Source organism: Hydrogenophaga palleronii (assembly GCF_031457455.1).
Lineage (GTDB): Bacteria > Pseudomonadota > Gammaproteobacteria > Burkholderiales > Burkholderiaceae_C > Hydrogenophaga > Hydrogenophaga palleronii_A.
Window position 1 is genome coordinate 110,235 of the sequence record NZ_JAVDWU010000006.1, and the last position, 24,792, is coordinate 135,026.

The 24,792-nt window shown below is 61.1% G+C and carries 24 protein-coding genes; all 24 read left to right on the forward strand.

The features are described from left to right. Positions 1-3 precede the first annotated feature (3 nt). The 24 genes from aroB to hisF all read left to right on the forward strand — a co-directional run bounded on the left by aroB (position 4) and on the right by hisF (position 24,757). A complete protein-coding gene (gene aroB, locus J2W49_RS14985; RefSeq protein WP_310317663.1) occupies positions 4-1,128 on the forward strand; it encodes a 3-dehydroquinate synthase in 1,125 nt (374 codons plus the stop codon). Continuing rightward, the gene (locus J2W49_RS14990) at positions 1,125-2,354 is read left to right on the forward strand and encodes a deoxyguanosinetriphosphate triphosphohydrolase (RefSeq protein ID WP_310317666.1); all 1,230 of its coding nucleotides are present in this window, start codon (positions 1,125-1,127) and stop codon (positions 2,352-2,354) included. The genes aroB and J2W49_RS14990 overlap by 4 nt, the downstream gene beginning before the upstream one ends. Beyond that, a complete protein-coding gene (locus tag J2W49_RS14995) occupies positions 2,354-3,583 on the forward strand; it encodes an MFS transporter (protein ID WP_310317669.1) in 1,230 nt (409 codons plus the stop codon). Before J2W49_RS14990 ends, J2W49_RS14995 begins: the two co-directional genes overlap by 1 nt. Positions 3,584-3,708: 125 nt before the next feature. After that, on the forward strand, positions 3,709-4,395 hold the full coding sequence (locus tag J2W49_RS15000; protein ID WP_310317672.1) for a transposase: 687 nt from the start codon (positions 3,709-3,711) through the stop codon (positions 4,393-4,395). Between the two features lie 198 nt (positions 4,396-4,593). Then, positions 4,594-9,372, forward strand: a complete 4,779-nt coding sequence (locus J2W49_RS15005) for a glutamate synthase-related protein (RefSeq protein WP_310317675.1) — start codon at positions 4,594-4,596, stop codon at positions 9,370-9,372. 30 nt (positions 9,373-9,402) lie between these two features. After that, on the forward strand, positions 9,403-10,869 hold the full coding sequence (locus J2W49_RS15010; protein WP_310317678.1) for a glutamate synthase subunit beta: 1,467 nt from the start codon (positions 9,403-9,405) through the stop codon (positions 10,867-10,869). A gap of 149 nt (positions 10,870-11,018) precedes the next feature. Then, the gene (locus tag J2W49_RS15015) at positions 11,019-11,834 is read left to right on the forward strand and encodes an ABC transporter ATP-binding protein (protein ID WP_310317680.1); all 816 of its coding nucleotides are present in this window, start codon (positions 11,019-11,021) and stop codon (positions 11,832-11,834) included. Continuing rightward, positions 11,831-12,610 (forward strand): lipid asymmetry maintenance ABC transporter permease subunit MlaE, encoded by a 780-nt coding sequence (gene mlaE / locus J2W49_RS15020; RefSeq protein WP_310317684.1) that lies wholly within the window; start codon positions 11,831-11,833, stop codon positions 12,608-12,610. The genes J2W49_RS15015 and mlaE overlap by 4 nt, the downstream gene beginning before the upstream one ends. A gap of 18 nt (positions 12,611-12,628) precedes the next feature. Then, positions 12,629-13,105 carry an outer membrane lipid asymmetry maintenance protein MlaD gene (gene mlaD / locus J2W49_RS15025; protein ID WP_310317687.1) on the forward strand — a complete coding sequence of 159 codons (477 nt, stop codon included), beginning with the start codon at positions 12,629-12,631 and terminating at the stop codon, positions 13,103-13,105. A gap of 89 nt (positions 13,106-13,194) precedes the next feature. Beyond that, positions 13,195-13,965 carry an MlaA family lipoprotein gene (locus J2W49_RS15030; protein WP_405001032.1) on the forward strand — a complete coding sequence of 257 codons (771 nt, stop codon included), beginning with the start codon at positions 13,195-13,197 and terminating at the stop codon, positions 13,963-13,965. Positions 13,966-14,051: 86 nt separating this feature from the next. Then, positions 14,052-14,678, forward strand: coding sequence for an MlaC/ttg2D family ABC transporter substrate-binding protein (locus J2W49_RS15035; protein ID WP_310317690.1), 627 nt, complete (start codon positions 14,052-14,054; stop codon positions 14,676-14,678). A gap of 10 nt (positions 14,679-14,688) precedes the next feature. Continuing rightward, on the forward strand, positions 14,689-14,970 hold the full coding sequence (locus J2W49_RS15040) for an STAS domain-containing protein (protein ID WP_310317691.1): 282 nt from the start codon (positions 14,689-14,691) through the stop codon (positions 14,968-14,970). 67 nt (positions 14,971-15,037) lie between these two features. Next, positions 15,038-15,982, forward strand: a complete 945-nt coding sequence (locus J2W49_RS15045; protein WP_310318344.1) for an ABC transporter ATP-binding protein — start codon at positions 15,038-15,040, stop codon at positions 15,980-15,982. After that, on the forward strand, positions 15,979-16,734 hold the full coding sequence (locus tag J2W49_RS15050; protein WP_310317694.1) for an ABC transporter permease: 756 nt from the start codon (positions 15,979-15,981) through the stop codon (positions 16,732-16,734). The genes J2W49_RS15045 and J2W49_RS15050 overlap by 4 nt, the downstream gene beginning before the upstream one ends. A gap of 7 nt (positions 16,735-16,741) precedes the next feature. Then, positions 16,742-16,984 (forward strand): BolA family protein, encoded by a 243-nt coding sequence (locus tag J2W49_RS15055; RefSeq protein WP_310317696.1) that lies wholly within the window; start codon positions 16,742-16,744, stop codon positions 16,982-16,984. 25 nt (positions 16,985-17,009) lie between these two features. Beyond that, positions 17,010-18,290, forward strand: coding sequence for a UDP-N-acetylglucosamine 1-carboxyvinyltransferase (murA, locus tag J2W49_RS15060; RefSeq protein ID WP_310317699.1), 1,281 nt, complete (start codon positions 17,010-17,012; stop codon positions 18,288-18,290). Between the two features lie 112 nt (positions 18,291-18,402). Next, positions 18,403-19,056, forward strand: coding sequence for an ATP phosphoribosyltransferase (gene hisG, locus J2W49_RS15065; protein WP_310317702.1), 654 nt, complete (start codon positions 18,403-18,405; stop codon positions 19,054-19,056). Next, positions 19,053-20,444 carry a histidinol dehydrogenase gene (hisD, locus tag J2W49_RS15070; protein ID WP_310317705.1) on the forward strand — a complete coding sequence of 464 codons (1,392 nt, stop codon included), beginning with the start codon at positions 19,053-19,055 and terminating at the stop codon, positions 20,442-20,444. Before hisG ends, hisD begins: the two co-directional genes overlap by 4 nt. Continuing rightward, positions 20,441-21,541: a histidinol-phosphate transaminase gene (gene hisC / locus J2W49_RS15075; RefSeq protein WP_405001033.1), complete on the forward strand. Its 1,101-nt coding sequence runs from the start codon at positions 20,441-20,443 to the stop codon at positions 21,539-21,541. The genes hisD and hisC overlap by 4 nt, the downstream gene beginning before the upstream one ends. Further along, a complete protein-coding gene (gene hisB / locus J2W49_RS15080) occupies positions 21,538-22,158 on the forward strand; it encodes an imidazoleglycerol-phosphate dehydratase HisB (protein WP_310317709.1) in 621 nt (206 codons plus the stop codon). The genes hisC and hisB overlap by 4 nt, the downstream gene beginning before the upstream one ends. A gap of 7 nt (positions 22,159-22,165) precedes the next feature. Then, positions 22,166-22,828 carry an imidazole glycerol phosphate synthase subunit HisH gene (gene hisH / locus J2W49_RS15085; protein WP_310317712.1) on the forward strand — a complete coding sequence of 221 codons (663 nt, stop codon included), beginning with the start codon at positions 22,166-22,168 and terminating at the stop codon, positions 22,826-22,828. Between the two features lie 23 nt (positions 22,829-22,851). Next, positions 22,852-23,592, forward strand: a complete 741-nt coding sequence (hisA, locus tag J2W49_RS15090; protein ID WP_310317715.1) for a 1-(5-phosphoribosyl)-5-[(5-phosphoribosylamino)methylideneamino]imidazole-4-carboxamide isomerase — start codon at positions 22,852-22,854, stop codon at positions 23,590-23,592. Next, on the forward strand, positions 23,589-23,972 hold the full coding sequence (locus J2W49_RS15095; protein ID WP_310317718.1) for a carboxymuconolactone decarboxylase family protein: 384 nt from the start codon (positions 23,589-23,591) through the stop codon (positions 23,970-23,972). Before hisA ends, J2W49_RS15095 begins: the two co-directional genes overlap by 4 nt. Positions 23,973-23,977: 5 nt before the next feature. After that, a complete protein-coding gene (hisF, locus tag J2W49_RS15100) occupies positions 23,978-24,757 on the forward strand; it encodes an imidazole glycerol phosphate synthase subunit HisF (protein ID WP_310317721.1) in 780 nt (259 codons plus the stop codon). Positions 24,758-24,792: the final 35 nt, after the last annotated feature.

Here is a 24,792-nt window from a genome sequence, read left to right on the forward strand (position 1 = left end):
GGCATGAACGAGACAGTTTTGAAACCGGGCGTGGAGTGTGTCGACATAGCCCTGGGTGAGCGCAGCTACCAGATTCGTATTGGCTCAGGCCTCATCGGAACCGACAGCAGTTTTGACGACCTGGCCGTTGGCCAGTCGGCTTTGATCGTCAGTAACGAAACGGTTGCGCCCTTGTATCTCAAGCGGCTCGAGGCCGCCTTGGGGACTCTCCATTCCAGGGTACAAAACGTGGTGCTTCCCGATGGCGAAGCGCACAAACACTGGGCAACGCTGAACCAGATATTCGACAAGCTTCTTGAGCGTCAGTGCGACCGCAAGACTGTGCTCTATGCCTTAGGCGGAGGCGTGGTGGGCGACATGACGGGTTTTGCCGCAGCTTGCTATATGAGGGGCGTCCCGTTTGTCCAGGTCCCGACGACCTTGTTGGCCCAGGTGGACTCCTCGGTGGGAGGCAAGACCGGCATCAACCATCCCCTGGGCAAGAACATGATCGGGGCTTTCTACCAGCCCCTCCGGGTCATCTGCGACCTGGATACGCTCTCAACACTGCCTGCGCGCGAGTTGAGCGCGGGGATGGCCGAGGTCATCAAGTACGGCCCCATCGCCGACATGACCTTCTTCGAATGGATCGAAGCCAACATTGGCGACTTGATGGCACGCGACGCCAAAGCGTTGGCTCTGGCAGTCAAGCGGAGTTGTGAAATCAAGGCATGGGTGGTGGGTCAGGACGAGCGGGAGTCCGGATTGCGCGCCATACTGAATTTTGGGCACACGTTCGGCCACGCCATTGAGGCGGGTATGGGCTACGGGTCATGGTTGCATGGCGAGGCCGTGGGATGCGGCATGGTAATGGCCGGACGTCTGTCCCACTCACTCGGGCTGATCGACCAGGAATTTCTCAGGCGTCTAGAGTCGCTGATCGGGAAGGCGGGCCTGCCTGTCGTTGCCCCTGTGCTGGACGCGCGCGACAACGTGGGCCGCTACATGGATCTGATGCACGTCGACAAAAAGGCCGAGGGTGGCGCGATCCGGTTTGTGGTGATTGATGGACCTGGCCGCGCCCGGCTGCAGGCGGTGCCCGACGATCTGGTTGCCGAGGTGATTACCCGCAGTTGCGCCACGCCATGAACGCGCATCAACCCCCTGTGGCGGGGCAGCTGGCGCGCTACGCGAGTGACCCTTCTCGCAGCCGCGGCAGGCGGATTGAAGAGCCGGCGGCTCCTACCCGATCGGCGTTTCAGCGTGATCGGGACCGCGTCATTCATTCCACCGCATTCAGACGCCTGGTGTACAAAACCCAGGTCTTCCTGAACCACGAAGGCGACCTCTTTCGTACTCGATTGACACACTCGCTCGAAGTCGCGCAGTTGGGCCGGAGCATTGCGCGATCCTTGCAACTGAATGAGGATCTGGTCGAGGGCATTTCCCTCGCTCATGATCTGGGCCACACCCCTTTCGGTCACGCAGGCCAGGACGCATTGAATGCGTGTTTGAAATCGCTGCCAGAAGACACCGACGAACGGCGCAACGGCTTTGAGCACAACCTCCAAAGTCTGCGGGTGGTGGATGAGCTGGAAGAACGCTACCCAGGCTTTGACGGGTTGAACCTTTCATTTGAAACCCGTGAAGGCATTCTGAAGCACTGCTCCCTTGCCAATGCCCTGCTTCTGGAACAGAAAGAGCCTGGGGGCGTGGGTGCCCGGTTTGTGCATGGAGGCTCGCCCTCACTTGAAGCACAGCTTTGTAATCTCGCCGATGAGATCGCCTACAACGCGCACGATATTGACGATGGCGTGCGATCTGGTTTGCTTGCACTTGAGCAACTGGAGGATGTGCCCTTATTCGACGAACATCGGCGCGCAGCCTTGAAGGCATATCCGGGCCTGAAAGGCCGCAGGCTTCTCTTTGAATCGATCCGCTTGATGTTGAGCGAACAGGTCTACGACGTCATCGACACCACGCGCCAGCGTCTGGAGGCTGCGGGCGCCGCGGATGCAGAAGAGGTGCGCACGCTCCCGACCATGGTGGGTTTCTCGGATGCGATGAAGTCCGCGTCCAATACCTTGAAGTCATTCCTGCACAAAAACCTGTACCGTCACCCCCAGGTCATGGACAACACGAACAGGGCCCGGCAAGTCGTGACCGACCTGTTCACCCTGTATCTGCAGCTGCCAGCGGAGATGACAGACGGGGCATTGCCCGAGCAGTCACTGGCCCGCGCCGTGGCTGATCACATTGCGGGCATGACGGATCGCTTTGCCATTCGCGAGCACGAGCGGTTGATGGGGACCTCGGTCTTTCCGCCAGGTATCGAACCCGCGCACAAGCCGGCACAGTCTGTGGTCGTGCGCTGATGTCGAGCCGTCGCCAGATGCTGGGTCCGCGTGGCACGGCTGCGTTGGTGGTGGTTGTTGGTGTGACCTGCGCCTTGCATGTCGGAAAGATGCCGGTCGCGATACCTGTGCTGCAGGCGTCCTTGGGGCTGACCCTGGTGCAGGCCGGATTCCTGTTGTCCCTGGTCCAGCTGGCTGGCATGCTGCTGGGCTTGCCTGTCGGGTTGATGGCCGATCGCTTCGGTGCACGGCAACTGATGCTGCTGGGTCTGATCTTTCTCTCTGTGGGCAGTGCGCTGGGTGCCGCGTCTCCCAATGTCGAGTTTCTGCTGGCGACTCGCGTGCTGGAAGGCCTGGGATTCTTGCTGGCGGTGCTGCCCGCGCCTGCCTTGTTGCGCCAGCAGGTCCATGATTCGGCCGTGTTGTCCAGGGCGCTGGGCTGGTGGGGCGCGTACATGCCGCTGGGCACGGCGCTGGCCCTGTTGCTCGGCGTGCCCCTGTTGACCTGGATGGGGTGGCGCTGGGCCTGGGCGGGCCTGGCATTGTTGTCGCTGGCGGCAGCCCTCGGTTTGGCACGTGGCGTGGCGGCCGACGGTTCTGCGCGTGGTCGGTCGGGCGACACGCCGGTGTTGCTGCCCAGGCTGATGCGTACCTTGTCGAGCACCGGACCTTGGCTGGTGGCGCTGGCTTTTTTCGTGTATTCCGGTCAATGGATGGCGGTGATCGGCTTTCTTCCTACCATTTATGGCCAATCCGGCTTTACACCCGGTGCAGCGGGCGCCATGAGTGCCATGGCCGCTGGCATCAATATGGTGGGCAATATTGCTGCAGGACGCTGTATGTCCCTCGGCGTGCGGCCAGGGGCTTTGCTCGCGACGGGCTATGTTGCCATGGCCGTGGGCGCTTGGCTGACCTTTGCAGCGGTGGGGCATCCGCTGCTGCAGTATGGAGCCGTGCTGCTCTTCTCTTGTCTGGGCGGCTTGATTCCGGGTACCTTGTTTGGAATGGCCGTGAGCTTGGCGCCAGACAACAGCACCGTCTCCACGACGGTCGGTTGGATGCAGCAGTTTTCATCGCTCGGGCAGTTTCTGGGGCCGCCGCTGGTGGCCTGGGTGGCGGTGGTGATGGGGGGGTGGCAATCCACCTGGCTTGTGACGATGACATGCTCCCTGGCTGGTTTGCTGCTGGCCTGGCGCCTTCAGTCGGCCTGGAGGAGGGCAGCACAGAACCAGCGACCGCCTGCAGTCTGATCTGCAAAGGCCACGGGGGAAAAGCGGTGTGGCCCGTGGCGACAGGTCGGGCCCGCCTGCTTCGCAATCTGCGCTGGATTGCATAATCTGGACGACCTACCGTTCGGCTGCCCCCTCAGAAACCCATGGCACGATTGCCCCGACTATCGATTCCCGGCAACCTTCATCATGTCATGCAGCGAGGCAACAATCACGAAGTCATCGTGAGATCGGACGCCGATCGCCAAGCCTTGCTGACATTGTTGACAGAGCAGGCGCTTCAGTTTCGCGTGGCACTTCACGCATACGTGTTGATGGACACCCATCTCCATATGCTGCTTACGCCCGCGAACCACGATGGCATTTCCTTGATGATGCAGGCGGTGGGGCGCCGTTATGTGCGCTACTTCAATGACCTTCACCACCGAAGCGGCACGCTCTGGGATGGTCGGTACCGGTCGACCGTGGTGCAGGCCGAGCGCCATCTGATTTCAAACATGTGCTTTCTGGATCTCATGCCGGTGCGGACGGGTGTTGTTGATCAGCCCCATCTGTATCCCTGGTCCAGCCATTGCAGTTACGTGGGGCAGGTGCAGGACAAGCGCCTCACGCCGCATCCGATGTACTGGTCCCTCGGTAACACGCCTTTCGCCCGAGAGGCTGCTTATGCAGAGAAGGTGAGCGAAGGCTTGTCTGAAGCGCAGGTCCAGTCGATCCAGGCGGCGGTGTTGCATGGCTGGGCCATGGGAGATGAGGATTTCATCGCCGGCATCCAGCAGCAGACCAGTCGGCGTGTGAGCAAGGCGCGCCCAGGGCGGCCCGCGCTTCGGTAGTCGCTCACCGGATCAGCCACATCCGCGGTCCTCATTTCTCCTGCTTTGATATGTCCCTAATTTATTTGATCCGATTTATCTGTGCGTATTAATTGGGTTCTGACCCTTATTTAAAGGGCTTGGCATTCTTGTTGCATTGCACTATGCTCTCCCTCCGCAACATTTCGCAGTGCCCCCACGATCGAAGAAGGAAAAGCCATGACCACGGCAGCCGAGCAGCAGCATCTCCAGCAACACGGTCTGTACGACCCTTCCCATGAGCACGACGCCTGTGGCGTCGGATTTGTGGCGCACATCAAAGGGGAAAAAAGCCACGCCATCGTGCAACAAGGCTTGAAGATCCTTGAAAATCTGGACCACCGGGGCGCAGTGGGCGCTGACAAACTCATGGGGGACGGTGCAGGCCTGCTGATTCAGCTGCCTGACGCGTTGTACCGGGAGGAGATGGCCGCGCAAGGCGTCACCCTGCCATCGGCGGGCGAATACGGCGTGGGCATGATCTTCATGCCCAAGGAGCACGCAAGCCGGCTCGCCTGCGAACAGGAAATGGAGCGGGCCATTCAGGCCGAAGGCCAGGTGCTGCTGGGCTGGCGCGATGTGCCGGTCAACCGCGACATGCCCATGTCGCCCACCGTGCGTGCCAAGGAGCCGGTGATCCGCCAGGTGTTCATCGGGCGGGGCAATGATGTGATCGTTCAGGACGCACTGGAGCGCAAGCTCTATGTGATTCGCAAAACGGCCAGCGCCGCCATCCAGCGCTTGAAGCTCACGCACAGCAAAGAGTATTACGTGGTCAGCATGAGCAGCCGCACGGTGGTCTACAAAGGCCTGCTGCTCGCCAGCCAGGTGGGCACCTATTTCAAGGATCTGGAAGACGAGCGCTGCGTCTCCGCCCTGGGGCTGGTGCACCAGCGTTTCTCCACCAACACCTTCCCTGAGTGGCCGCTGGCCCACCCCTATCGCTATGTTGCACACAACGGCGAGATCAACACGGTCAAGGGCAACTACAACTGGATGAAGGCCCGCGAGGGCGTGATGTCCTCTCCCGTGCTGGGCGAAGACCTGAAAAAGCTCTACCCCATCAGCTTTGCCAGTCAGTCCGACACCGCCACGTTTGACAACTGTCTGGAGCTGCTCACCATGGCGGGCTATCCCCTGGCCCAGGCGGTAATGATGATGATTCCCGAACCCTGGGAGCAGCACACCACCATGGACGAGCGCCGCAAGGCCTTCTACGAATACCACGCGGCCATGATGGAGCCATGGGACGGCCCGGCCTCCATCGTCTTCACCGACGGCCGCCAGATCGGCGCCACACTGGATCGCAATGGTCTGCGTCCTTCGCGCTATTGCATCACCGACGACGACTTCGTGATCATGGGGTCGGAGTCGGGCGTGCTGCCCGTGCCTGAAAACAAGATCGTGCGCAAGTGGCGCTTGCAGCCCGGCAAGATGTTTCTGATCGATCTGGAGCAGGGCCGCATGATCGACGACGAGGAGCTCAAGGCCAACCTCGCCAACAGCAAGCCTTACAAGCAATGGATCGACAACCTGCGCATCCGCCTCGATGACGTGGAATCGCCGGTGGCGGGCGAGTCGGCACAGGAACTGCGTATCAGTGCCACCGAGCCGCAGACCGCTGGCGTGGAAAACATCGCGCCCGAACTGCTGGACAGCCAGCAGGCATTCGGCTACACCCAGGAAGACATCAAGTTCCTGATGAGCCCGATGGCAGCAAACGGCGAAGAGGGCATCGGTTCCATGGGCAACGACAGCCCACTGGCGGTGCTCTCCGACAAGAACAAGCCGCTGTACAACTACTTCAAGCAGCTGTTTGCCCAGGTGACCAACCCGCCGATCGACCCGATCCGCGAAGCGATCGTGATGTCGCTGGTGTCGTTCATCGGCCCCAAGCCCAACCTGCTCGACATCAACCAGGTCAACCCGCCGATGCGCTTGGAGGTGAGCCAGCCGGTGCTTGACTTCGCCGACATGGCCAAGCTGCGCGACATCGACGCCGTGACGCAGGGCAAGTTCCGCAGCCACACCCTGGACATCACATACCCGGCCGAGTGGGGCCGCGCCGGTGTGGAAGCCAAACTGGCCTCACTGTGTGCGGGCGCCGTGGACGCCATCAAGGGCGGAAAGAACATCCTGATCATCAGCGACCGCGCCATCAGCGCCACGCAGATCGCCATTCCCGCGCTGCTGGCGCTGTCGGCCATCCACCAGCATTTGGTGCGCGAGGGTTTGCGCACCACGGCGGGCCTGGTGGTGGAAACCGGTACAGCCCGCGAAGTGCACCACTTCGCCGTGCTGGCAGGTTACGGCGCCGAGGCCGTGCATCCCTATCTGGCGATGGAAACGCTCCAGGCCATCCACAAGGGATTGCCGGGCGACCTGAGTGCCGATAAGGCGATCTACCAGTACGTCAAGGCGATCGGCAAAGGTCTGTCGAAGATCATGTCCAAGATGGGCGTGTCGACCTACATGTCGTACTGCGGCGCGCAGCTGTTCGAAGCCATCGGGCTCAACAGTGCCACCATCGACAAGTATTTCACTGGCACGGCGAGCCGTGTGGGTGGTATTGGCGTGTTCGAGATTGCCGAAGAAAGCATTCGCATGCACAAGGCCGCCTTTGGCGACGACCCGGTGCTGGCATCCATGCTGGACGCGGGGGGTGAATACGCCTGGCGGGTCCGTGGCGAAGAGCACATGTGGACACCGGACGCGATTGCCAAGCTGCAGCACAGCACACGGGCCAACAACTGGAACACCTACAAGGAATACGCCCAGATCATCAACGATCAGAGCAAGCGCCACATGACGTTGCGTGGTCTGTTTGAATTCAAGGTGGACCCCGCCACCGCCATTCCGGTGGAAGAGGTGGAGCCCGCCAAGGAGATCGTCAAACGCTTTGCCACCGGCGCCATGTCGCTGGGTTCCATCTCGACCGAAGCGCACGCCACCCTGGCCGTGGCCATGAACCGCATCGGCGGCAAGAGCAACACCGGAGAAGGCGGTGAAGATGCGCTGCGCTATCGCAACGAGCTCAAGGGCATTCCGATCAAGCAGGGCGAGACAATGTCCGACCTGCTGGGCAAAGACGTGTTCGAGGTGGACTACGAACTCCAGGCGGGCGACTCCATGCGCTCACGCATCAAGCAGGTGGCCTCGGGCCGCTTCGGTGTCACTGCCGAATACCTCAACAGCGCCGACCAGATCCAGATCAAGATGGCCCAGGGCGCCAAGCCAGGCGAGGGCGGTCAGCTGCCCGGTGGCAAGGTGAGTGACTACATCGGCAAGCTGCGCCATAGCGTGCCCGGTGTGGGTCTCATCAGTCCGCCGCCGCACCACGACATCTACTCCATCGAAGATCTGGCGCAGCTCATCCACGACCTCAAGAACGTCGCACCGCATTCGAGCATCAGCGTCAAGCTGGTGTCAGAGATCGGCGTGGGCACCATCGCTGCCGGCGTGGCCAAGTGCAAGGCCGACCACGTGGTGATTGCCGGCCACGACGGCGGCACGGGTGCTTCACCCTGGTCGTCCATCAAGCACGCGGGCAGCCCGTGGGAAATCGGCTTGGCAGAAACGCAGCAGACCCTGGTGCTCAACCGCCTGCGCAGCCGCATCCGCGTGCAGGCCGACGGCCAGATGAAGACCGGCCGCGACGTGGTGATTGGTGCGCTGCTGGGGGCCGATGAGTTTGGCTTTGCGACTGCGCCGCTGGTGGTCGAGGGCTGCATCATGATGCGCAAATGCCACCTCAACACCTGCCCGGTGGGCGTGGCCACGCAAGACCCGGCGCTGCGCAAGAAGTTCACCGGCAAGCCCGAGCACGTGGTGAACTACTTCTTCTTCATCGCAGAAGAAGTGCGTCAGATCATGGCCCAGCTGGGTATCCGCAAGTTCGACGACCTCATCGGCCGTGCTGATCTGCTCGACATGAAGCAGGGCATTGAGCACTGGAAGGCACGCGGCCTGGATTTCAGCCGCCTGCTGGCCATGCCCGCCGTGCCGGCCGACGTGCCGCGCCTGCACACCCAGGAGCAGGAGCACGGTCTGGAAAAAGCACTGGACAACGTGCTGATCGAAAAATGCCGCCCAGCCATCGAGAAGGGTGAGCGCGTGCAGTTCATCGAAGTGGCGCGCAACGTCAACCGCTCGGTGGGTGCGATGCTCTCTGGTGCGGTGACCAAGGTGCATCCTGAAGGTCTGCCAGACGACACCATCCGCATCCAGCTGGAGGGCACGGGTGGCCAATCCTTCGGCGCGTTCCTCACCCGGGGCATCACGCTCTACCTGATCGGCGACGCCAACGACTACACCGGCAAGGGTTTGTCAGGTGGGCGGGTGGTGGTTCGGCCCAGCATTGACTTCCGGGGGGAAGCCACGCGGAATATCATTGTGGGCAACACCGTGATGTACGGCGCCACCACCGGTGAAGCCTACTTCAGCGGGGTGGCTGGCGAGCGGTTTGCCGTGCGCTTGTCGGGCGCCACCACCGTGGTGGAAGGCACGGGCGACCATGGCTGCGAGTACATGACCGGTGGGACGGTGGCCGTGTTGGGCAAGACCGGCCGGAACTTCGCGGCGGGCATGAGCGGTGGGGTGGCCTATGTGTACGACGAAGACGGCCAGTTCGCCAAACGCTGCAACACCGCCATGGTGAGTCTGGAAAAGGTGCTCAGTGCGGCAGAACAGACGGCCACGATCGACAAAGCCATCTGGCACCGCGACCAGACAGACGAAGCGCAACTGAAGAAACTGCTGGACGATCACAACCGCTGGACCGGCAGCAAGCGCGCGCGCGAGTTGCTGGACAACTGGTCCGAAGCCAGAGGCAAGTTTGTGAAGGTGTTTCCGAACGAATACAAGCGCGCCTTGGGTGAAATCAATGCCCGAAAGGTGGCCGCTGCCGCCACGGTCAAAGCACAGGGTTCGGCAAAAAAAGACACAGCCGCTGCCAAGTAAAGAACCGGTCAAGCAAAAAGGACACGCATCATGGGAAAAGTGACGGGCTTCATGGAGTTTGAGCGACAGGAAGAGGGCTACAAGCCGGTTCCGGAGCGCCTGAAGCACTACAAAGAATTTGTGATCGGGCTTGATGACGGCCAATCCAAGGTTCAAGCGGCACGCTGCATGGACTGCGGCACGCCGTTCTGCAACAGCGGTTGCCCCGTCAACAACATCATTCCGGACTTCAACGATCTGGTGTACCAAGGCGACTGGAAGAACGCCATCACCGTGCTGCACAGCACCAACAACTTCCCCGAGTTCACTGGCCGCATCTGCCCCGCACCTTGCGAGGCGGCCTGCACGTTGAACGTCAACGATGACCCCGTGGGCATCAAATCTATTGAACACGCCATCATTGATCGTGCCTGGGCGGAAGGCTGGGTCGCGCCACAGCCCGCGCGTCACAAAACTGGCAAGTCGGTCGCTGTGGTGGGTTCCGGCCCTGCGGGTCTGGCTGCAGCCCAGCAACTGGCCAGGGCAGGGCACGATGTCACGGTTTTCGAGAAGAACGATCGGGTGGGTGGGTTGCTCCGCTACGGCATCCCCGACTTCAAGATGGAAAAGACCCACATTGACCGCCGTGTGGCGCAAATGGAAGCCGAAGGCGTCGTGTTCCGCACCGGTGTCCTGGTGGGCGCCATGCCCGCGGGCAGCAAAGTGACCAATGACGCCAAGGAAACCATCAGCGCTGATGAGCTGAAAGCCCAGTTTGATGCCGTCTTGCTCACAGGCGGATCGGAGCAGTCGCGCGATCTCCCGGTGCCGGGCCGCGAGCTGGAAGGAATTCATTTCGCCATGGAATTCCTGCCCCAGCAGAACAAGGTCAACGCGGGCGACAAGCTGAAGAAGCAACTGCGCGCCGACGGCAAGCACGTGATCGTGATCGGTGGCGGTGACACCGGCAGTGACTGCGTGGGCACCAGCAACCGACACGGCGCACTCTCCGTGACCCAGTTCGAGGTGATGCCGCAGCCGCCGGAGCAGGAGAACAAGCCGCTGGTGTGGCCCTACTGGCCCCTGAAGCTGCGCACCAGTTCCAGCCACGAAGAAGGCTGCTCCCGTGAATTTGCCATTTCCACCAAAGCCTTCATCGGTGAAAAAGGAAAGGTCACGGGCCTTCAGACCGTGCACGTTGAAATGAAGGATGGCAAGCTGGTGGAAATCGCTGGCACCGAAAAGGAGTACAAGGCCGACCTCGTGCTGTTGGCGATGGGCTTTGTCAATCCGGTGGCCTCGGTGCTGGAGGCGTTCAACGTGGACAAGGACGCCCGTGGCAACGCGCGCGCCACGACGGAGTTCACAGGCGGTTACGCGACCAATGTGGAGAAAGTGTTCGCTGCTGGCGACATGCGCCGCGGTCAGTCGCTGGTCGTGTGGGCGATTCGCGAAGGGCGCCAGGCCGCTCGTGCGGTGGACGAGTTCCTGATGGGCTTTTCCGACTTGCCACGCTGAATGCGTGGGGCCGGACACCCGGCTCCTCGGCAGGGGAGCGGTGCAGAAATTCAGGCGGCTTGCTGGGACTATTACCGGGGTATCGGTCGCTGCCCGGGCAAGCCATTCATCGCGTGCGACAATGAGGGTTTTCCCAGGCCGCAGGCCACATGAACGAATCTTCTTTCATCGAAATTGATCACGTCACATTCGGCTATGACAGCCGGCGCACCATTCTCAACGACCTTTCGCTGAGATTTGCGCGAGGCAAAGTCACAGCCGTGCTGGGAGGCTCGGGGTGCGGCAAGACGACCCTGTTGCGCCTGATTGGCGGTGTGCACGCCCCGAACGCCGGGCGCGTCGTGTTTGACGGCGAGGTCATCGACACCCGCAACAAGGCGCAGTTGTTCACGCTGCGGCGCCGCCTGGGCATGCTGTTCCAGTTTGGTGCGCTCTTCACCGACCTTTCGGTTTTCGACAACGTCGCCTTTCCCTTGCGCGAGATGACGGATCTGCCCGAGTCGCTGATCAGGGACATTGTGCTCATGAAGCTCCACGCCGTGGGCCTGCGCGGTGCGGCGGGGCTTCGCATCAGTGAGGTGTCTGGCGGGATGGCCCGGCGAATTGCACTGGCAAGAGCCATTGCACTTGACCCCGAACTCATCATGTACGACGAACCCTTTGCCGGTCTGGATCTGGTGTCCATGGGTGTGGCGGCCAAACTGATCCGCACGCTGACCGACGTGACGGGTGCCACCACGCTGCTGATTTCACACGATGTGCCTCAATGCATGGCCATCAGTGATTGGGTGGTGCTCATGGCCACCGGCGGGCGCGTTGTGGCCCAGGGTACGCCGGCCGAGTTGATGGACAGTGACGAGCCCGAGGTGCGACAGTTCGTGCGGGGCGAACCTGATGGACCCATCAAGTTCCACTACCCGGCGCCACCGGTGGCGGTCGACTTTGGGCTGGAGGCCTTGCGATGAACGCGCTGCAGCAACTGGGTCGCCGGGCTCTGGACGTGTTCGCCGCGTGGGGGCATGGGGCGATGTTTTTCTTGGACTTGCTCAGGGCCGTGCCGGCCGGGCTGGCCCGTTTTGGCTTGGTGGTGACGCAGATTCATGCCATCGGCAACCGATCGCTGGTCATCATCCTGGCCTCAGGCCTTGCGGTGGGCTTTGTGCTGGCCTTGCAGCTGTACAACACCCTCACCAACTTTGGTGCGGCCGAGTCGCTGGGTCTGGTGGTCAACTTGTCGCTGGTGCGTGAACTCGGGCCTGTCGTCACGGCGTTGCTGTTTGCCGGCCGTGCTGGCACATCATTGACCGCCGAAATTGGCCTCATGAAAGCGGGCGAACAGATCGCTGCCATGGAATTGATGGCGATCGATCCCCGCAAGCGGGTGCTGGCGCCGCGTTTCATTGCGGGCGTCATTGCCATGCCACTGCTGGCGGCATTGTTTTCGGCCATTGGCATATTGGGCGCCTGGGTGGTGGCCGTTGGACTGATCGGTATTGATGCTGGCAACTTCTGGTCGATCCAGCAAAACGGTGTGGATGTGTGGCGAGATGTCGGCAACGGTGTTGTCAAGAGTGCCGTGTTCGGTGTCATCTGCACGGCGGTGGCTTTGTACCAAGGCTACGAGACCGAGGCCACCCCAGAAGGCGTGGCCTATGCAACCACCCGTACGGTGGTGACCGCGTCCCTGGGGGTGCTGACGATGGACTTCATCCTCACCGCCCTGATGTTCTCGACCCCCTGATCATTGAGCAGCTTACGTATGAACAAAAGAAGCATTGAAATTTTCGTTGGTCTGTTTGTCGTCCTGGGCGCGGCGGGGCTTCTCTTCCTGGCGTTGAAGGCGGCCAATCTGGCCAGCTTCACCAATGGCGGCGGCACCTACACCGTGCAGGCCCGTTTTGACAATATCGGCGGCCTGAAGGCCCGGGCACCCGTGCGTTCCGCGGGCGTCAGTGTGGGACGGGTCACCAGCGTCACCCTGGACACCCAGACCTACCTGGGATTGGTCACAATGGAAATCAACGAAAGGTTCCTGTTCCCCAAAGATTCGTCGGCCAAGATTCTCACTGCTGGCTTGCTGGGGGATCAATACATTGGCATTGTTCCTGGTGGCGATGAAAGAAATCTGGCCGCAGGCGACGTGATCACGCAAACGCAATCGGCCATGGTGCTTGAAAACCTGATCGGCCAGTTCCTTTTCAATCGGGCGGCGGATGGCGAGGGGCAAGACAAGTAGCCCAACAGCATCGCCTGGGAATCGCTAGAATCTCAGCCTTTTGCTCGCGCCCTTGGGTGTGAGCGGGATTGTTTGATTGACTCCAAAAAATGCATATGCTGTTCAGGGATGTGAAAAAACTCAGGCGTCTGAAACTGTTGGGCATTGCTTGCCTGATGACCATGCTTGGCGCCTGTGCAACGGGTCCGGACGCCAATCCTCGCGATCCCCTTGAGCCGTTTAATCGGGGCGTTTGGAAATTCAACGATGCGGTGGATGGCGCCGTCGTCAAGCCCGTTGCAGAGGTGTATCGGGAGGTCACACCTGATCTCGTGCGCACGGGTGTGAGCAATTTCTTTGGCAACCTGAGCGACTTCTGGTCGTTCATCAACGCCACGCTTCAGGCTAGGCCGCAGGAAGCGGTTGAAAATCTGGCTCGATTCAACGTCAACACCATTCTGGGTCTGGGTGGGCTGCTGGATATTGCGTCGGAGATGGGTATTGACCGAACGAAGCTCGATTTTGGCCAGACCATGGGCCGGTGGGGCGTGCCTTCCGGACCTTATCTTGTGCTTCCACTCCTGGGCCCTTCGTCCGTCAGGGACGCGGCGGGCTTCAGCGTGGAATCTCGGGGTGATCTTGTCATGGGCATCAATCACATCCCGGCGCGCAATTCTCTCTACACCTTGCGCCTGATTGAAGCGCGGGCCAATCTGCTTCGTGCCAGCTCGATGCTGGAAGGCGCTGCACTCGACAAATACAGTTTCTCAAGAGACTTTTACCTTCAGCGGCGCGAGAGCCAGATCGAATCGTTGATCGATAAAGGCGTCGGAAATCGTGACGGGGGTGATGCGGGCGATGATACGAATGGCAACGAATGAGTTGGAACCCATTTTTGAATGTCATCTCGAACGTGTTCCGCAGCCAAGCTGCAGTTTCAAGGGCGTCTGGCCCGGAAAGGTATTTCATGCTCAACCGTAGAAGCCTGCTGGGCGTTGTTGCTGTGGCCACCAGCGCCTTGGTTTCCTTGCCTTCATGGGCAGCAGACGAGGCACCGGAGGCGCTCGTCAAGCGCATCACTGGCGAGGTCATGGCCGCAGTGAAGGCCGACCCCGCCATCCAGGCGGGGGACGTGAATCGCATCATTCAATTGGTCGACGAGAAGATCATGCCGAGCGTCAACTTCTCACGCATGACCGCATCAGCCGTGGGCCGTCATTGGCGCCAAGCCACGCCAGAGCAGCAAAAGCAGTTGCAGGAAGAGTTCAAGACCTTGCTCGTGCGCACCTATTCAGGCGCCTTGGGCGAGGTCAAGGATCAGACGGTGACCTTCCGCCCCCTGCGGGCAAGGCCTGAAGACACGGAAGTGGTGGTCAGATCCGAAGTGCGCGGGCGTGGCGAACCCATCCAGCTGGATTACAGGATGGAGAAGATGGCCGATGGCTGGAAAATCTACGATCTGAATGTCCTGGGCATCTGGCTGGTCGAGACCTATCGAACCCAGTTCTCCCAGGAAATCAACGCGCGCGGCATTGACGGCCTGATTGCGGCGTTGGCGCAGCGCAACAAGAGCAACACTGGCAAAACCGGCTGAAGTCAATTCGATGTCCAACCAATCGACCGTCGCACTGCCCGATCTTGTGACACTGCATGTGGCATCGGGTGTTCTTCAAGCGATGTCAAAGTCGCTTGAATCACAGACCGAAACCACGGCCACGGTGGACGCACAAGGATTGCAGATCTTTGACTCTTCTGCGGTCGCCGTGCTGCTGGAACTCAAGCGCGGTCTCGCACAAAAGGGCCGGCAGCTGCAGGTCATCAATCAGCCGCCCAAGCTGCTGGAGCTCGTGGCTCTGTACGGTGTGAGCGAACTGCTGCCGGCATAAAATACCGGTTTCACCTGCCGTACCAGCACCCTGTGCGCGGCCGGTGACCCTCGTGGTCACGCCCGCCATGCCAGCAGTTTCCTTTCAAAACGTCTCCAAAACCTTTCCCGCTTCGCGGGGCGATATCCATGCGCTCAGCGATGTGTCGTTTGACATCGAGCAGGGGGAGTTTTTTGGTCTGTTGGGCCCCAACGGGGCGGGCAAGACCACCCTCATCAGCATTCTCGCCGGACTGACGCGCGCCAGCAGGGGGCACGTTCTGGTGCACGGAAAAGATGTTCAATCGGACTATCAGGCTGCACGTCGACAGTTGGGTGTGGTGCCCCAAGAGTTGGTGTTTGATCCTTTTTTCAGTGTGCGTGAATCGCTGAAGATCCAGTCGGGCTATTTCGGCATTCGTGGCAATGCAGCGTGGATTGACGAATTGCTGGAGGGTCTCGGGCTTGCGGACAAGGCCGGTGCCAACATGCGTCAACTCTCCGGCGGCATGAAGCGCCGTGTGCTGATTGCGCAGGCGCTGGTACATAAGCCCCCCGTGATCGTGCTGGACGAACCCACTGCTGGTGTGGACGTCGAGTTGCGGCAGACACTCTGGAAGTTCATTTCTGATCTCAACAAACGCATGGGAAGCACGGTTCTGCTGACAACCCACTACCTGGAAGAGGCCGAGGCGCTTTGCGGACGTATCGCCATGCTCAAGAATGGTCGGGTGGTCGCTTTGGAGGCCACGTCTGAACTGCTGAGTCGGGCATCGTCAAATGTGCTGCGTTTCAAGACCGATCAGGCTTTGCCGCTTGATCTCAATCAGCTTGCCCGGGTGACGGGCAGGGTTGTCCAGCTGCCGGCGCATGACGCACTGGAAGTGGAGCGTCTCCTCGCCCGCATGCGCGAGTCGGGGCTCACAGTGCAAGATGTTGAAATTCGCAAGGCCGATCTCGAAGACGTTTTTCTGGATCTGATGCAGGGGGCCAGAGGGGTGCCCCAGGTTCGGGGCGAAGGAGCGTCAGCGTGACGGGGTGGCAGACGCTCTTCTACAAGGAAGTACTGCGATTCTGGAAGGTCGGATTCCAGACCGTCGGCGCGCCTGTGATCACCGCCATCCTGTACCTGATGATCTTTGGTCATGTGCTCGAGGGACGTGTGCAGGTTTACGATTCCATCGGATACACCGCATTTCTGCTGCCCGGCCTTGTGATGATGAGCGTGCTGCAAAATGCCTTTGCGAACAGTTCGTCGTCTCTGGTGCAGAGCAAGATCATGGGCAACCTGGTTTTTTTGTTGCTCACCCCGCTGTCTCACCGGGCATGGTTTGTTGCATACGTGGGCTCGTCAGTGGTCAGAGGCCTGGCGGTGGGTGCAGGAGTGATGCTGGTGACCTGGTGGTTTGCCCGTCCGCCGTTTGAATCGCCTTTGTGGATAGCAATCTTTGCCGTGGCCGGGGCCGCCCTGCTGGGCGCACTGGGGCTGATTGCCGGTCTTTGGGCCGACAAATTCGATCAGATGGCGGCATTCCAGAATTTCATCATCGTGCCCATGACTTTTTTGTCAGGCGTGTTTTACTCCATTCATTCCCTGCCGGACTTCTGGCAGAGCGTGAGCCACCTCAACCCGTTTTTCTACATGATCGACGGCTTTCGATACGGCTTCTTCGGGGTCAGTGATGTCTCGCCCTGGGTGAGCCTGCTCGTCGTTGGTACAGCCCTCATGGCGGTGAGCGCTGTTGCGCTTCATTTGCTGCGCATTGGATACAAGATTCGCTACTGAACCCCTTATGACTTCTGACGACCTGCGCTCTCTCATCTCCGCCGGCCTGCCGTGCGACCACATCGTTGTATCAGGCGATGGCCGGCATTGGTCTGCGGTCATCGTCTCGCCCGCTTTTGAGGGCATGCGCTCCATTGCCCGTCATCAGCGTGTGTACGCCACGCTGGGTTCGCGCATCCAGAGCGACGAGGTCCACGCCTTGTCCATGAAAACATACACGCCCGCCGAATGGGCCGCTGCTCAATCCTGAGCCCAGAACCCGGACACAACCCCGTATGGACAAATTGCGAATCACTGGCGGGCGTCCGCTGCATGGCACGGTTCAGATTTCAGGCGCCAAGAACGCTGCCTTGCCCGAGATGTGTGCGGCACTGCTGACAGCAGACGCGGTCACGTTGAACAACGTGCCGCGCCTGCGCGATGTGGCGACCATGCGGCAGTTGCTCGACAGCATGGGCGTGCACACCGAAACCTCGGGTGATGGTGTCGGAATGAGCTTTCGGGCGGGCGATCCCATCCGGCCAGAAGCCTCGTACGACCTGGTGAAGACCATGCGGGCATCGGTGCTGGTGCTGGGCCCCTTGCTCGCCAGATTCGGGCAGGCCCGGGTGTCCTTGCCCGGCGGCTGTGCGATCGGTTCACGGCCGGTGGATCAGCACATCAAGGGCATGCAGGCCATGGGTGCCGAGATCGATGTGGAACACGGTTACATGGTGGCCCGGCTGGCGCCCGGCCGCTCACGGCTGCATGGTGCGCGCATTGCGACCGACATGGTGACGGTCACCGGTACAGAGAACTTCCTGATGGCGGCGGCGCTGGCCGACGGCGAAACCCTGCTGGAGAACGCGGCCCAGGAGCCTGAAATAAGCGATCTCGCAGAGATGCTGATTGCCATGGGCGCCAGGATCGAGGGGCATGGCACCAGCCGCATCCACATTCAGGGCGTGGATCGTTTGAAGGGATGCACGCATCAGGTGGTGGCCGACCGCATCGAGACCGGCACCTTCCTTTGTGCCGTTGCCGCCACTGGAGGCGATGTGCGTCTGCGCCATGGCCGGGCGGATCACCTTGAAGCGGTGATCGACAAGCTGCGAGAGGCAGGTGCCACGGTCGAAGCCGGCAAGGACGCCGAAGGCGACTTCATTCACGTCCGATCCTCGGGTCGGTTGAAGGCCCAGAGCTTCCGGACCACCGAATACCCAGGGTTCCCGACCGACATGCAGGCGCAGTTCATGGCCCTGAACAGCATCTCGCAAGGCACCAGCAAGGTGACCGAAACGATCTTCGAGAACCGGTTCATGCATGTCAACGAGCTGGTGCGACTTGGTGCGCATGTGCAGACCGATGGCAAGGTGGCGGTGGTGGAAGGCGTTGACAAACTCCAGGGGGCCACCGTGATGGCAACCGACTTGCGCGCGTCAGCCAGCCTGGTGATTGCTGGCCTGGTGGCAGAGGGCGAAACCATCGTGGACCGCATCTACCACCTGGACCGTGGTTACGACCAGATGGAGGCCAAGCTTCGCACCATCGGGGCAGATATTGAAAGGGTGAGGTGAAGAACACGCCCGCCGCGCTTCGCGCGAATCCCTCTTGGGGACAACTCCAACGGTCTGGCAAAGCCAGCCCCGCGGTGCTTCTGAAATTGGTCACTTCGCAAGGAGCCCTCGTTTGATCACGCTCGCATTGTCCAAAGGCCGCATTTACGACGAAACCTTGCCGTTGCTCAGGGCCGCAGGTATCGAGGTGCTGGAAGACCCTGAAAAATCGCGCAAGCTGATCCTGTCGACCAACCAGCCCGGCGTGCGTGTGGTGCTGGTGCGGGCCACCGACGTGCCCACCTATGTGGAATACGGGGGCGCCGATCTGGGTGTGACCGGCAAAGACACACTCATTGAACATGGCGGCCAAGGCCTGTACCAGCCACTGGATTTGCAGATTGCCCAGTGCAGGATGAGCGTGGCCGTTCGCGCCGATTTTGACTACGCGCGTGCCGTGCGCCAAGGGTCGCGCCTGAAGGTGGCCACCAAGTACACGGCCATTGCCCGGGAATTTTTTGCCAGCAAAGGCGTGCATGTGGATTTGATCAAACTCTACGGTAGCATGGAGCTGGCCCCGTTGACGGGGCTGGCCGATGCCATCGTCGATCTGGTGTCCACTGGCAGCACGCTCAAGGCCAACCAGTTGATCGAAGTGGAGCGGATCATGGACATCAGCTCGCGGCTGGTGGTCAATCAGGCCGCGCTCAAACTGAAGCAACGGGCCATCCAGCCCCTTCTCGACGCCTTTTCGAAAGCCATCATCAATCCCCCGGTACCGACATGAGCTTCACCGCCGTTCCTGTTCGTCTCTCCACGCTGGACCCGAACTTTGAATCGCAGTTCGCGGCGAGGTTGCACTGGGCGGCAGACACCGACGCGGCCATCGAACACCGTGTGGCGGACATTCTGGCCGACGTGCAAAAACGGGGTGATGCAGCGGTGTTGGCCTACACCGAGCGATTTGATGGCCTGGCGGCCGGCCAGGTGAGCGAACTTGAATTGACGCAGTCTGATTTCAAGACAGCTTTCGACGCCTTGCCTGTGGCCCAGAAGGCCGCTCTGGAGGCGGCCGCACGCCGCGTGCGCAGTTACCATGAGGCGCAGAAGAAGGCTGGCGGTGAGAGCTGGAGCTACCGCGATGAAGATGGCACGCTGCTGGGCCAGAAGGTCACGCCGCTGGATCGCGTAGGGATCTACGTGCCGGGCGGCAAGGCGGCTTACCCTTCCAGCTTGATCATGAATGCGGTGCCGGCACATGTGGCGGGTGTTCAGGAAATCATCATGGTCGTGCCCACGCCGGTGCGGGGCAGCGTGGCCACCGGTGGCAGCGGTGCCACCACTGCCACGCGCGGCGAGCGCAATGAGCTGGTACTGGCCGCAGCCTACGTGGCGGGCGTCACCAGAGCATTCACCATCGGCGGCGCACAAGCCGTGGCCGCCCTGGCCTATGGCACCGAAACCGTGCCCAAGGTGGACAAGATCACCGGGCCTGGCAACGCCTATGTGGCCAGCGCCAAGAAGCGGGTATTCGGCACCGTCGGCATCGACATGATCGCCGGCCCTAGCGAGATCCTGGTCCTGGCCGACGGCAGCACGCCTGCCGAATGGGTGGCGATGGACCTGTTCAGCCAGGCCGAGCACGACGAGCTGGCCCAAAGCATCCTCCTTTGCCCCGACGCAGCCTACATTGAGGAAGTGCAACGGGCCATTGACCGCCTCTTGCCCACCATGCCGCGTGCGGCCATCATCGCCAAGAGCCTGAACGACCGGGGAGCCCTGATCCACACCCGCAGCATGGAAGAGGCGTGCGCCATCAGCAACCGCATTGCACCCGAACACCTTGAAATCTCCAGCGATGACCCCCACCGATGGGAACCGTTGCTCAAGCACGCCGGGGCCATTTTTCTGGGCGCGTACACCAGTGAAAGCCTGGGCGACTATTGCGCCGGCCCCAATCACGTGCTGCCCACCAGCGGGACGGCGCGATTCTCCTCCCCCCTGGGCGTGTACGACTTTCAGAAGCGCAGCAGCCTGATCGAAGTCAGCCAGGCAGGCGCGCAGAGCCTGGGGGTGATCGCTGCCGAGATGGCGTATGGCGAAGGCTTGCAGGCACACGCCCGCGCCGCTGAGCTGCGCCTCGATACCGTGCCTCCGATGCGAGGTGGCGCGTGAACCCTATCGAGGTGCTCACGCCCCTGGCCGTGATTCGCCAGGACGTGCAGTCCATGCACGCCTATGCCATTCAGGACAGCGCGGGCATGGTCAAACTCGACGCTATGGAGAACCCGTTCGTGCTGTCGCCAGTGCTGCAGACCGAGCTCGGCGCTCGCCTGGGCGCCGTGGCCATCAACCGCTATCCGGGCGCCAGGATTGACGAGCTCAAGCAGGCGCTGGCCCGCAGCATAGCCCTGCCCGCTGGCCACGCGCTGATGCTGGGCAATGGGTCAGATGAGCTTATTTCGCTGCTGGCCATGGGCTGCGACCTGCCTGGTGCCAGCATCGTGGCGCCGCTGCCCGGCTTCGTCATGTACGCCATGAGCGCGCAGCTGCAGGGGCTTGCGTTCCATGGTGTGCCACTGACTGCCGATTTCGAACTCGACGAAGCCGCCATGCTGGCGGCGATGCGCGAGCATCGCCCGGCCATCACCTACATCGCCTACCCGAACAATCCCACGGCCAACCTGTGGGACCAGGCGGTCATCCGCCGCCTGATTGCCGAGGCCGCCAACCTGGGGGGGCTGGTGGTAATGGACGAGGCCTACCAGCCGTTTTCCAGTCACACCTGGCTCGATGAGATCCGCGCGCAGCCCGAAGCCCACGCGCACGTGCTGTTGATGCGCACGATGTCGAAGTTCGGTCTGGCGGGTGTGCGCATTGGCTACATGGTGGGGCCGCAGGTTCTCCTTCAAGAGATCGACAAGCTGCGGCCGCCTTACAACGTGAGCGTGCTCAACGCCGAATGTGCCCTGTTTGCGCTGGAGCACGCCGACGTGTTCGCTGCGCAGGCCGCAGAAATCAGGCGGCAGAGGGGGCTTTTGATGGAAGCCCTGAGCGCCATGCAGGGCGTGAAGGTCTATCCCAGTGAGGCCAACATGGTGCTGGTGCGCGTGTCGGACGCCCAGCGGACGTTCGACGCACTGAAGTCACAGGGCATTCTGGTGAAGAATGTTTCTAAAATGCATTCATTGCTGGGCAACTGCTTGCGCCTCACCGTGGGGACGCCTGAAGAAAACGCGCAATTGCTTCAAGCCCTGAAAATCACCCTATGACCTCCACCCCCTCCGACGTTTCCACCGGCGACCGCATCGCAGTCGTGCAGCGCAACACGGCAGAAACCCAGATCACCGTCCAGATCAACATCGATGGTCGTGGGACTGCCAAGCTGTCGACAGGCATTGGTTTTTTTGACCACATGCTGGACCAGATCGCGCGGCACGGCCTGATCGACCTCGACATCCAGGCAGTCGGCGATCTGCACATCGACGGGCACCACACGGTGGAAGATGTGGGCATCACGTTGGGGCAGGCCTTTGCCCAGGCCGTCGGCGACAAGAAGGGCATCCGGCGTTATGGCCATGCTTATGTGCCGCTGGATGAAGCCTTGTCGCGGGTGGTTGTCGATTTTTCAGGTCGCCCGGGCCTGCACATGCGCGTGCCCTTCAAGAGCGGCATGGTGGGGGGCTTCGATACGCAGTTGGCATTCGAATTCTTCCAGGGTTTTGTCAATCATGCGGGTGTCACGCTGCACATCGACAACCTGCACGGTGAAAATGCGCATCACCAGGCCGAGACGGTGTTCAAGGCCTTCGCCCGTGCCGTGCGCATGGCGCTGGAGCGCGATCTGCGCCTGGGCGATGTCATCCCTTCGACCAAAGGTTCCCTCTGAGCGTTCGATGAAATCCAAGACAGTGGCCGTGGTGGACTACGGCAGCGGCAATTTGCGATCGGTGTCTCAGGCGGTGAAGCATGTGGCCCAGGGCAGCGGCGTGGAGGTGCTGGTCACCTCAGACGCCAGCGAAGTATTGGCTGCCGGGCGTGTCGTGTTGCCTGGACAGGGCCACATGGCCGATTGCATGCTGGAACTGGCGCGTTCCGGGTTGCTCGACGCCGTGTTGCATGCTGCGGCCAACAAGCCATTGTTCGGCGTCTGCGTGGGTATGCAGATGCTGCTGGACCGGAGCGAAGAGGGGCCGACGCAAGGCCTGGGGCTGATCCCGGGTGAAGTGGTGCGGTTTCGCCTCGAGGGCCAGCTGCAGGCTGACGGCAGCCGCTTCAAAGTGCCTCAGATGGGCTGGAACCAGGTGTTTCACCAACTGCATGGCGCGCCATCGCACGCGTTGTGGCAGGACATCGCGGACGGTGCCTACTTTTATTTTGTGCACAGCTATTTTGCGAAGCCGAGCCAGCCCCGGCACAACGTCGGCGAGGTCGATTATGGTGGGCGCTTTGCTGCAGCCATTGCGCGCGACAATATCTTCGCCACACAGTTTCACCCCGAGAAGAGCGCTGACCAGGGACTGGCGCTCTACCGAAACTTTCTGTCCTGGAACCCTTAACCGCCTTTTCTCACCAGACCACCATGCTGCTGATTCCCGCCATTGATTTGAAAGACGGCCATTGTGTACGCCTCAAGCAAGGGGACATGGACCAATCCACCGTGTTCGGCGAGGATCCGGCGGCCATGGCCCGGAGCTGGGTCGACAAAGGGGCCAGGCGCGTTCACTTGGTGGACCTCAACGGTGCCTTCGCCGGCAAACCGAAGAACGAGCAGGCCATACGAGCCATCCTCAAGGAGGTGGGCTCGGAGGTGGACGTTCAGTTGGGTGGAGGCATCCGTGATCTGGACACCATCGAGCGCTATCTGGATGCCGGTCTGCGCTATGTGATCATCGGCACCGCGGCAGTAAAGAACCCCGGCTTTCTCCAGGACGCCTGCACGGCCTTCGGCGGCCACATCATCGTGGGACTGGACGCCAAGGATGGCAAGGTGGCCACCGACGGGTGGAGCAAGCTCACTGGGCACGAAGTGGTCGATCTGGGAAAAAAGTTCGAAGACTACGGTGTCGAAGGCATTATCTACACCGACATTGGCCGCGACGGCATGCTGTCCGGCATCAACATTGAAGCCACGGTGAAACTGGCGCAGGCCTTGTCGGTGCCTGTCATTGCGTCGGGTGGCCTGTCCAACCTTGAAGACATCCGCGCACTTTGCGAGGTGGAAGATGAAGGCGTGGAAGGAGTCATCTGTGGTCGCTCCATCTACAGCGGTGACCTGGATTTTGAGGCCGCCCAACAACTCGCGGACGACCTCAACGGATGATTGCCGACGAGCCTATTGCCGGGTGCAATTCAATGTCTACAGAAAAGCCGAATCCCCCCCAGGGCTTGGGTATTACCGTGCCCGTCACGGAATATGCTGTCAAGTTTGGCGAAATCACTTCAGAGGTCTTGTTCGGAGACATATGGGAGCGCCCTGAACTCTCTCGACGCGACAGGAGTTTGGTCACAGTTTCTGCTTTGGTGGCCTTGTACCGTCAGAATGAATTGCCTTTTCATTTCAAACGCGCGATAGAAAACGGTCTGACGGAAGCGGAGGTCATTGAGGCTATCACCCATCTGGCTTTCTACGCTGGGTGGCCGTGCGCGGCTACAGCGCTCACCATAGCCCAAAAGGTGTATGGCGTAAAAAGCGAAGACTGAAGTACATGCTCGCCAAACGCATCATTCCCTGTCTTGACGTCACCGGTGGTCGGGTTGTCAAGGGTGTCAATTTCGTGGAACTGCGAGACGCGGGGGATCCTGTCGAGATTGCGGCCCGCTACAACGATCAGGGCGCAGACGAACTCACGTTTCTGGACATCACCGCGACCAGCGACGGTCGCGACCTGATTCTTCACATCATCGAGGCGGTGGCTTCGCAGGTTTTCATACCGCTCACCGTGGGGGGTGGCGTGCGCACGGTGGATGACGTGCGCCGTCTGCTCAATGCGGGCGCCGACAAAACCAGCTTCAATTCTGCTGCTATTGCCCGCCCTGAAGTGATTCGGGAGGCGTCTGAGAAATACGGGTCGCAGTGCATTGTGGTGGCCATCGATGCCAAAAGAAGGCTTGCGCAAGACGCGGCCACCCGAGGAGAAGGTTGGGATGTCTACAGCCATGGCGGTCGGCAGAACACCGGGCTGGATGCCGTGGCCTGGGCCAGGCAGATGGCGCAGTTCGGGGCGGGCGAAATCCTGCTCACGAGCATGGACCGTGATGGCACCAAAGCCGGCTTCGATCTGGCCTTGACCCGTTCTGTGGCCGACGCTGTCGACGTGCCCGTGATCGCTTCCGGTGGCGTGGGCACGCTGGATCATTTGGCCGATGGCGTGCAGCAAGGCGGCGCCGACGCGGTGTTGGCAGCCAGCATCTTCCACTACGGCGAATACACCGTGGCGCAGGCCAAAGCGCGCATGGCTGAGCGGGGCATACCCGTTCGTCTCTGAGTGCCTGCCGAGAGAGGCTCTGCGCGTCTGGCAGC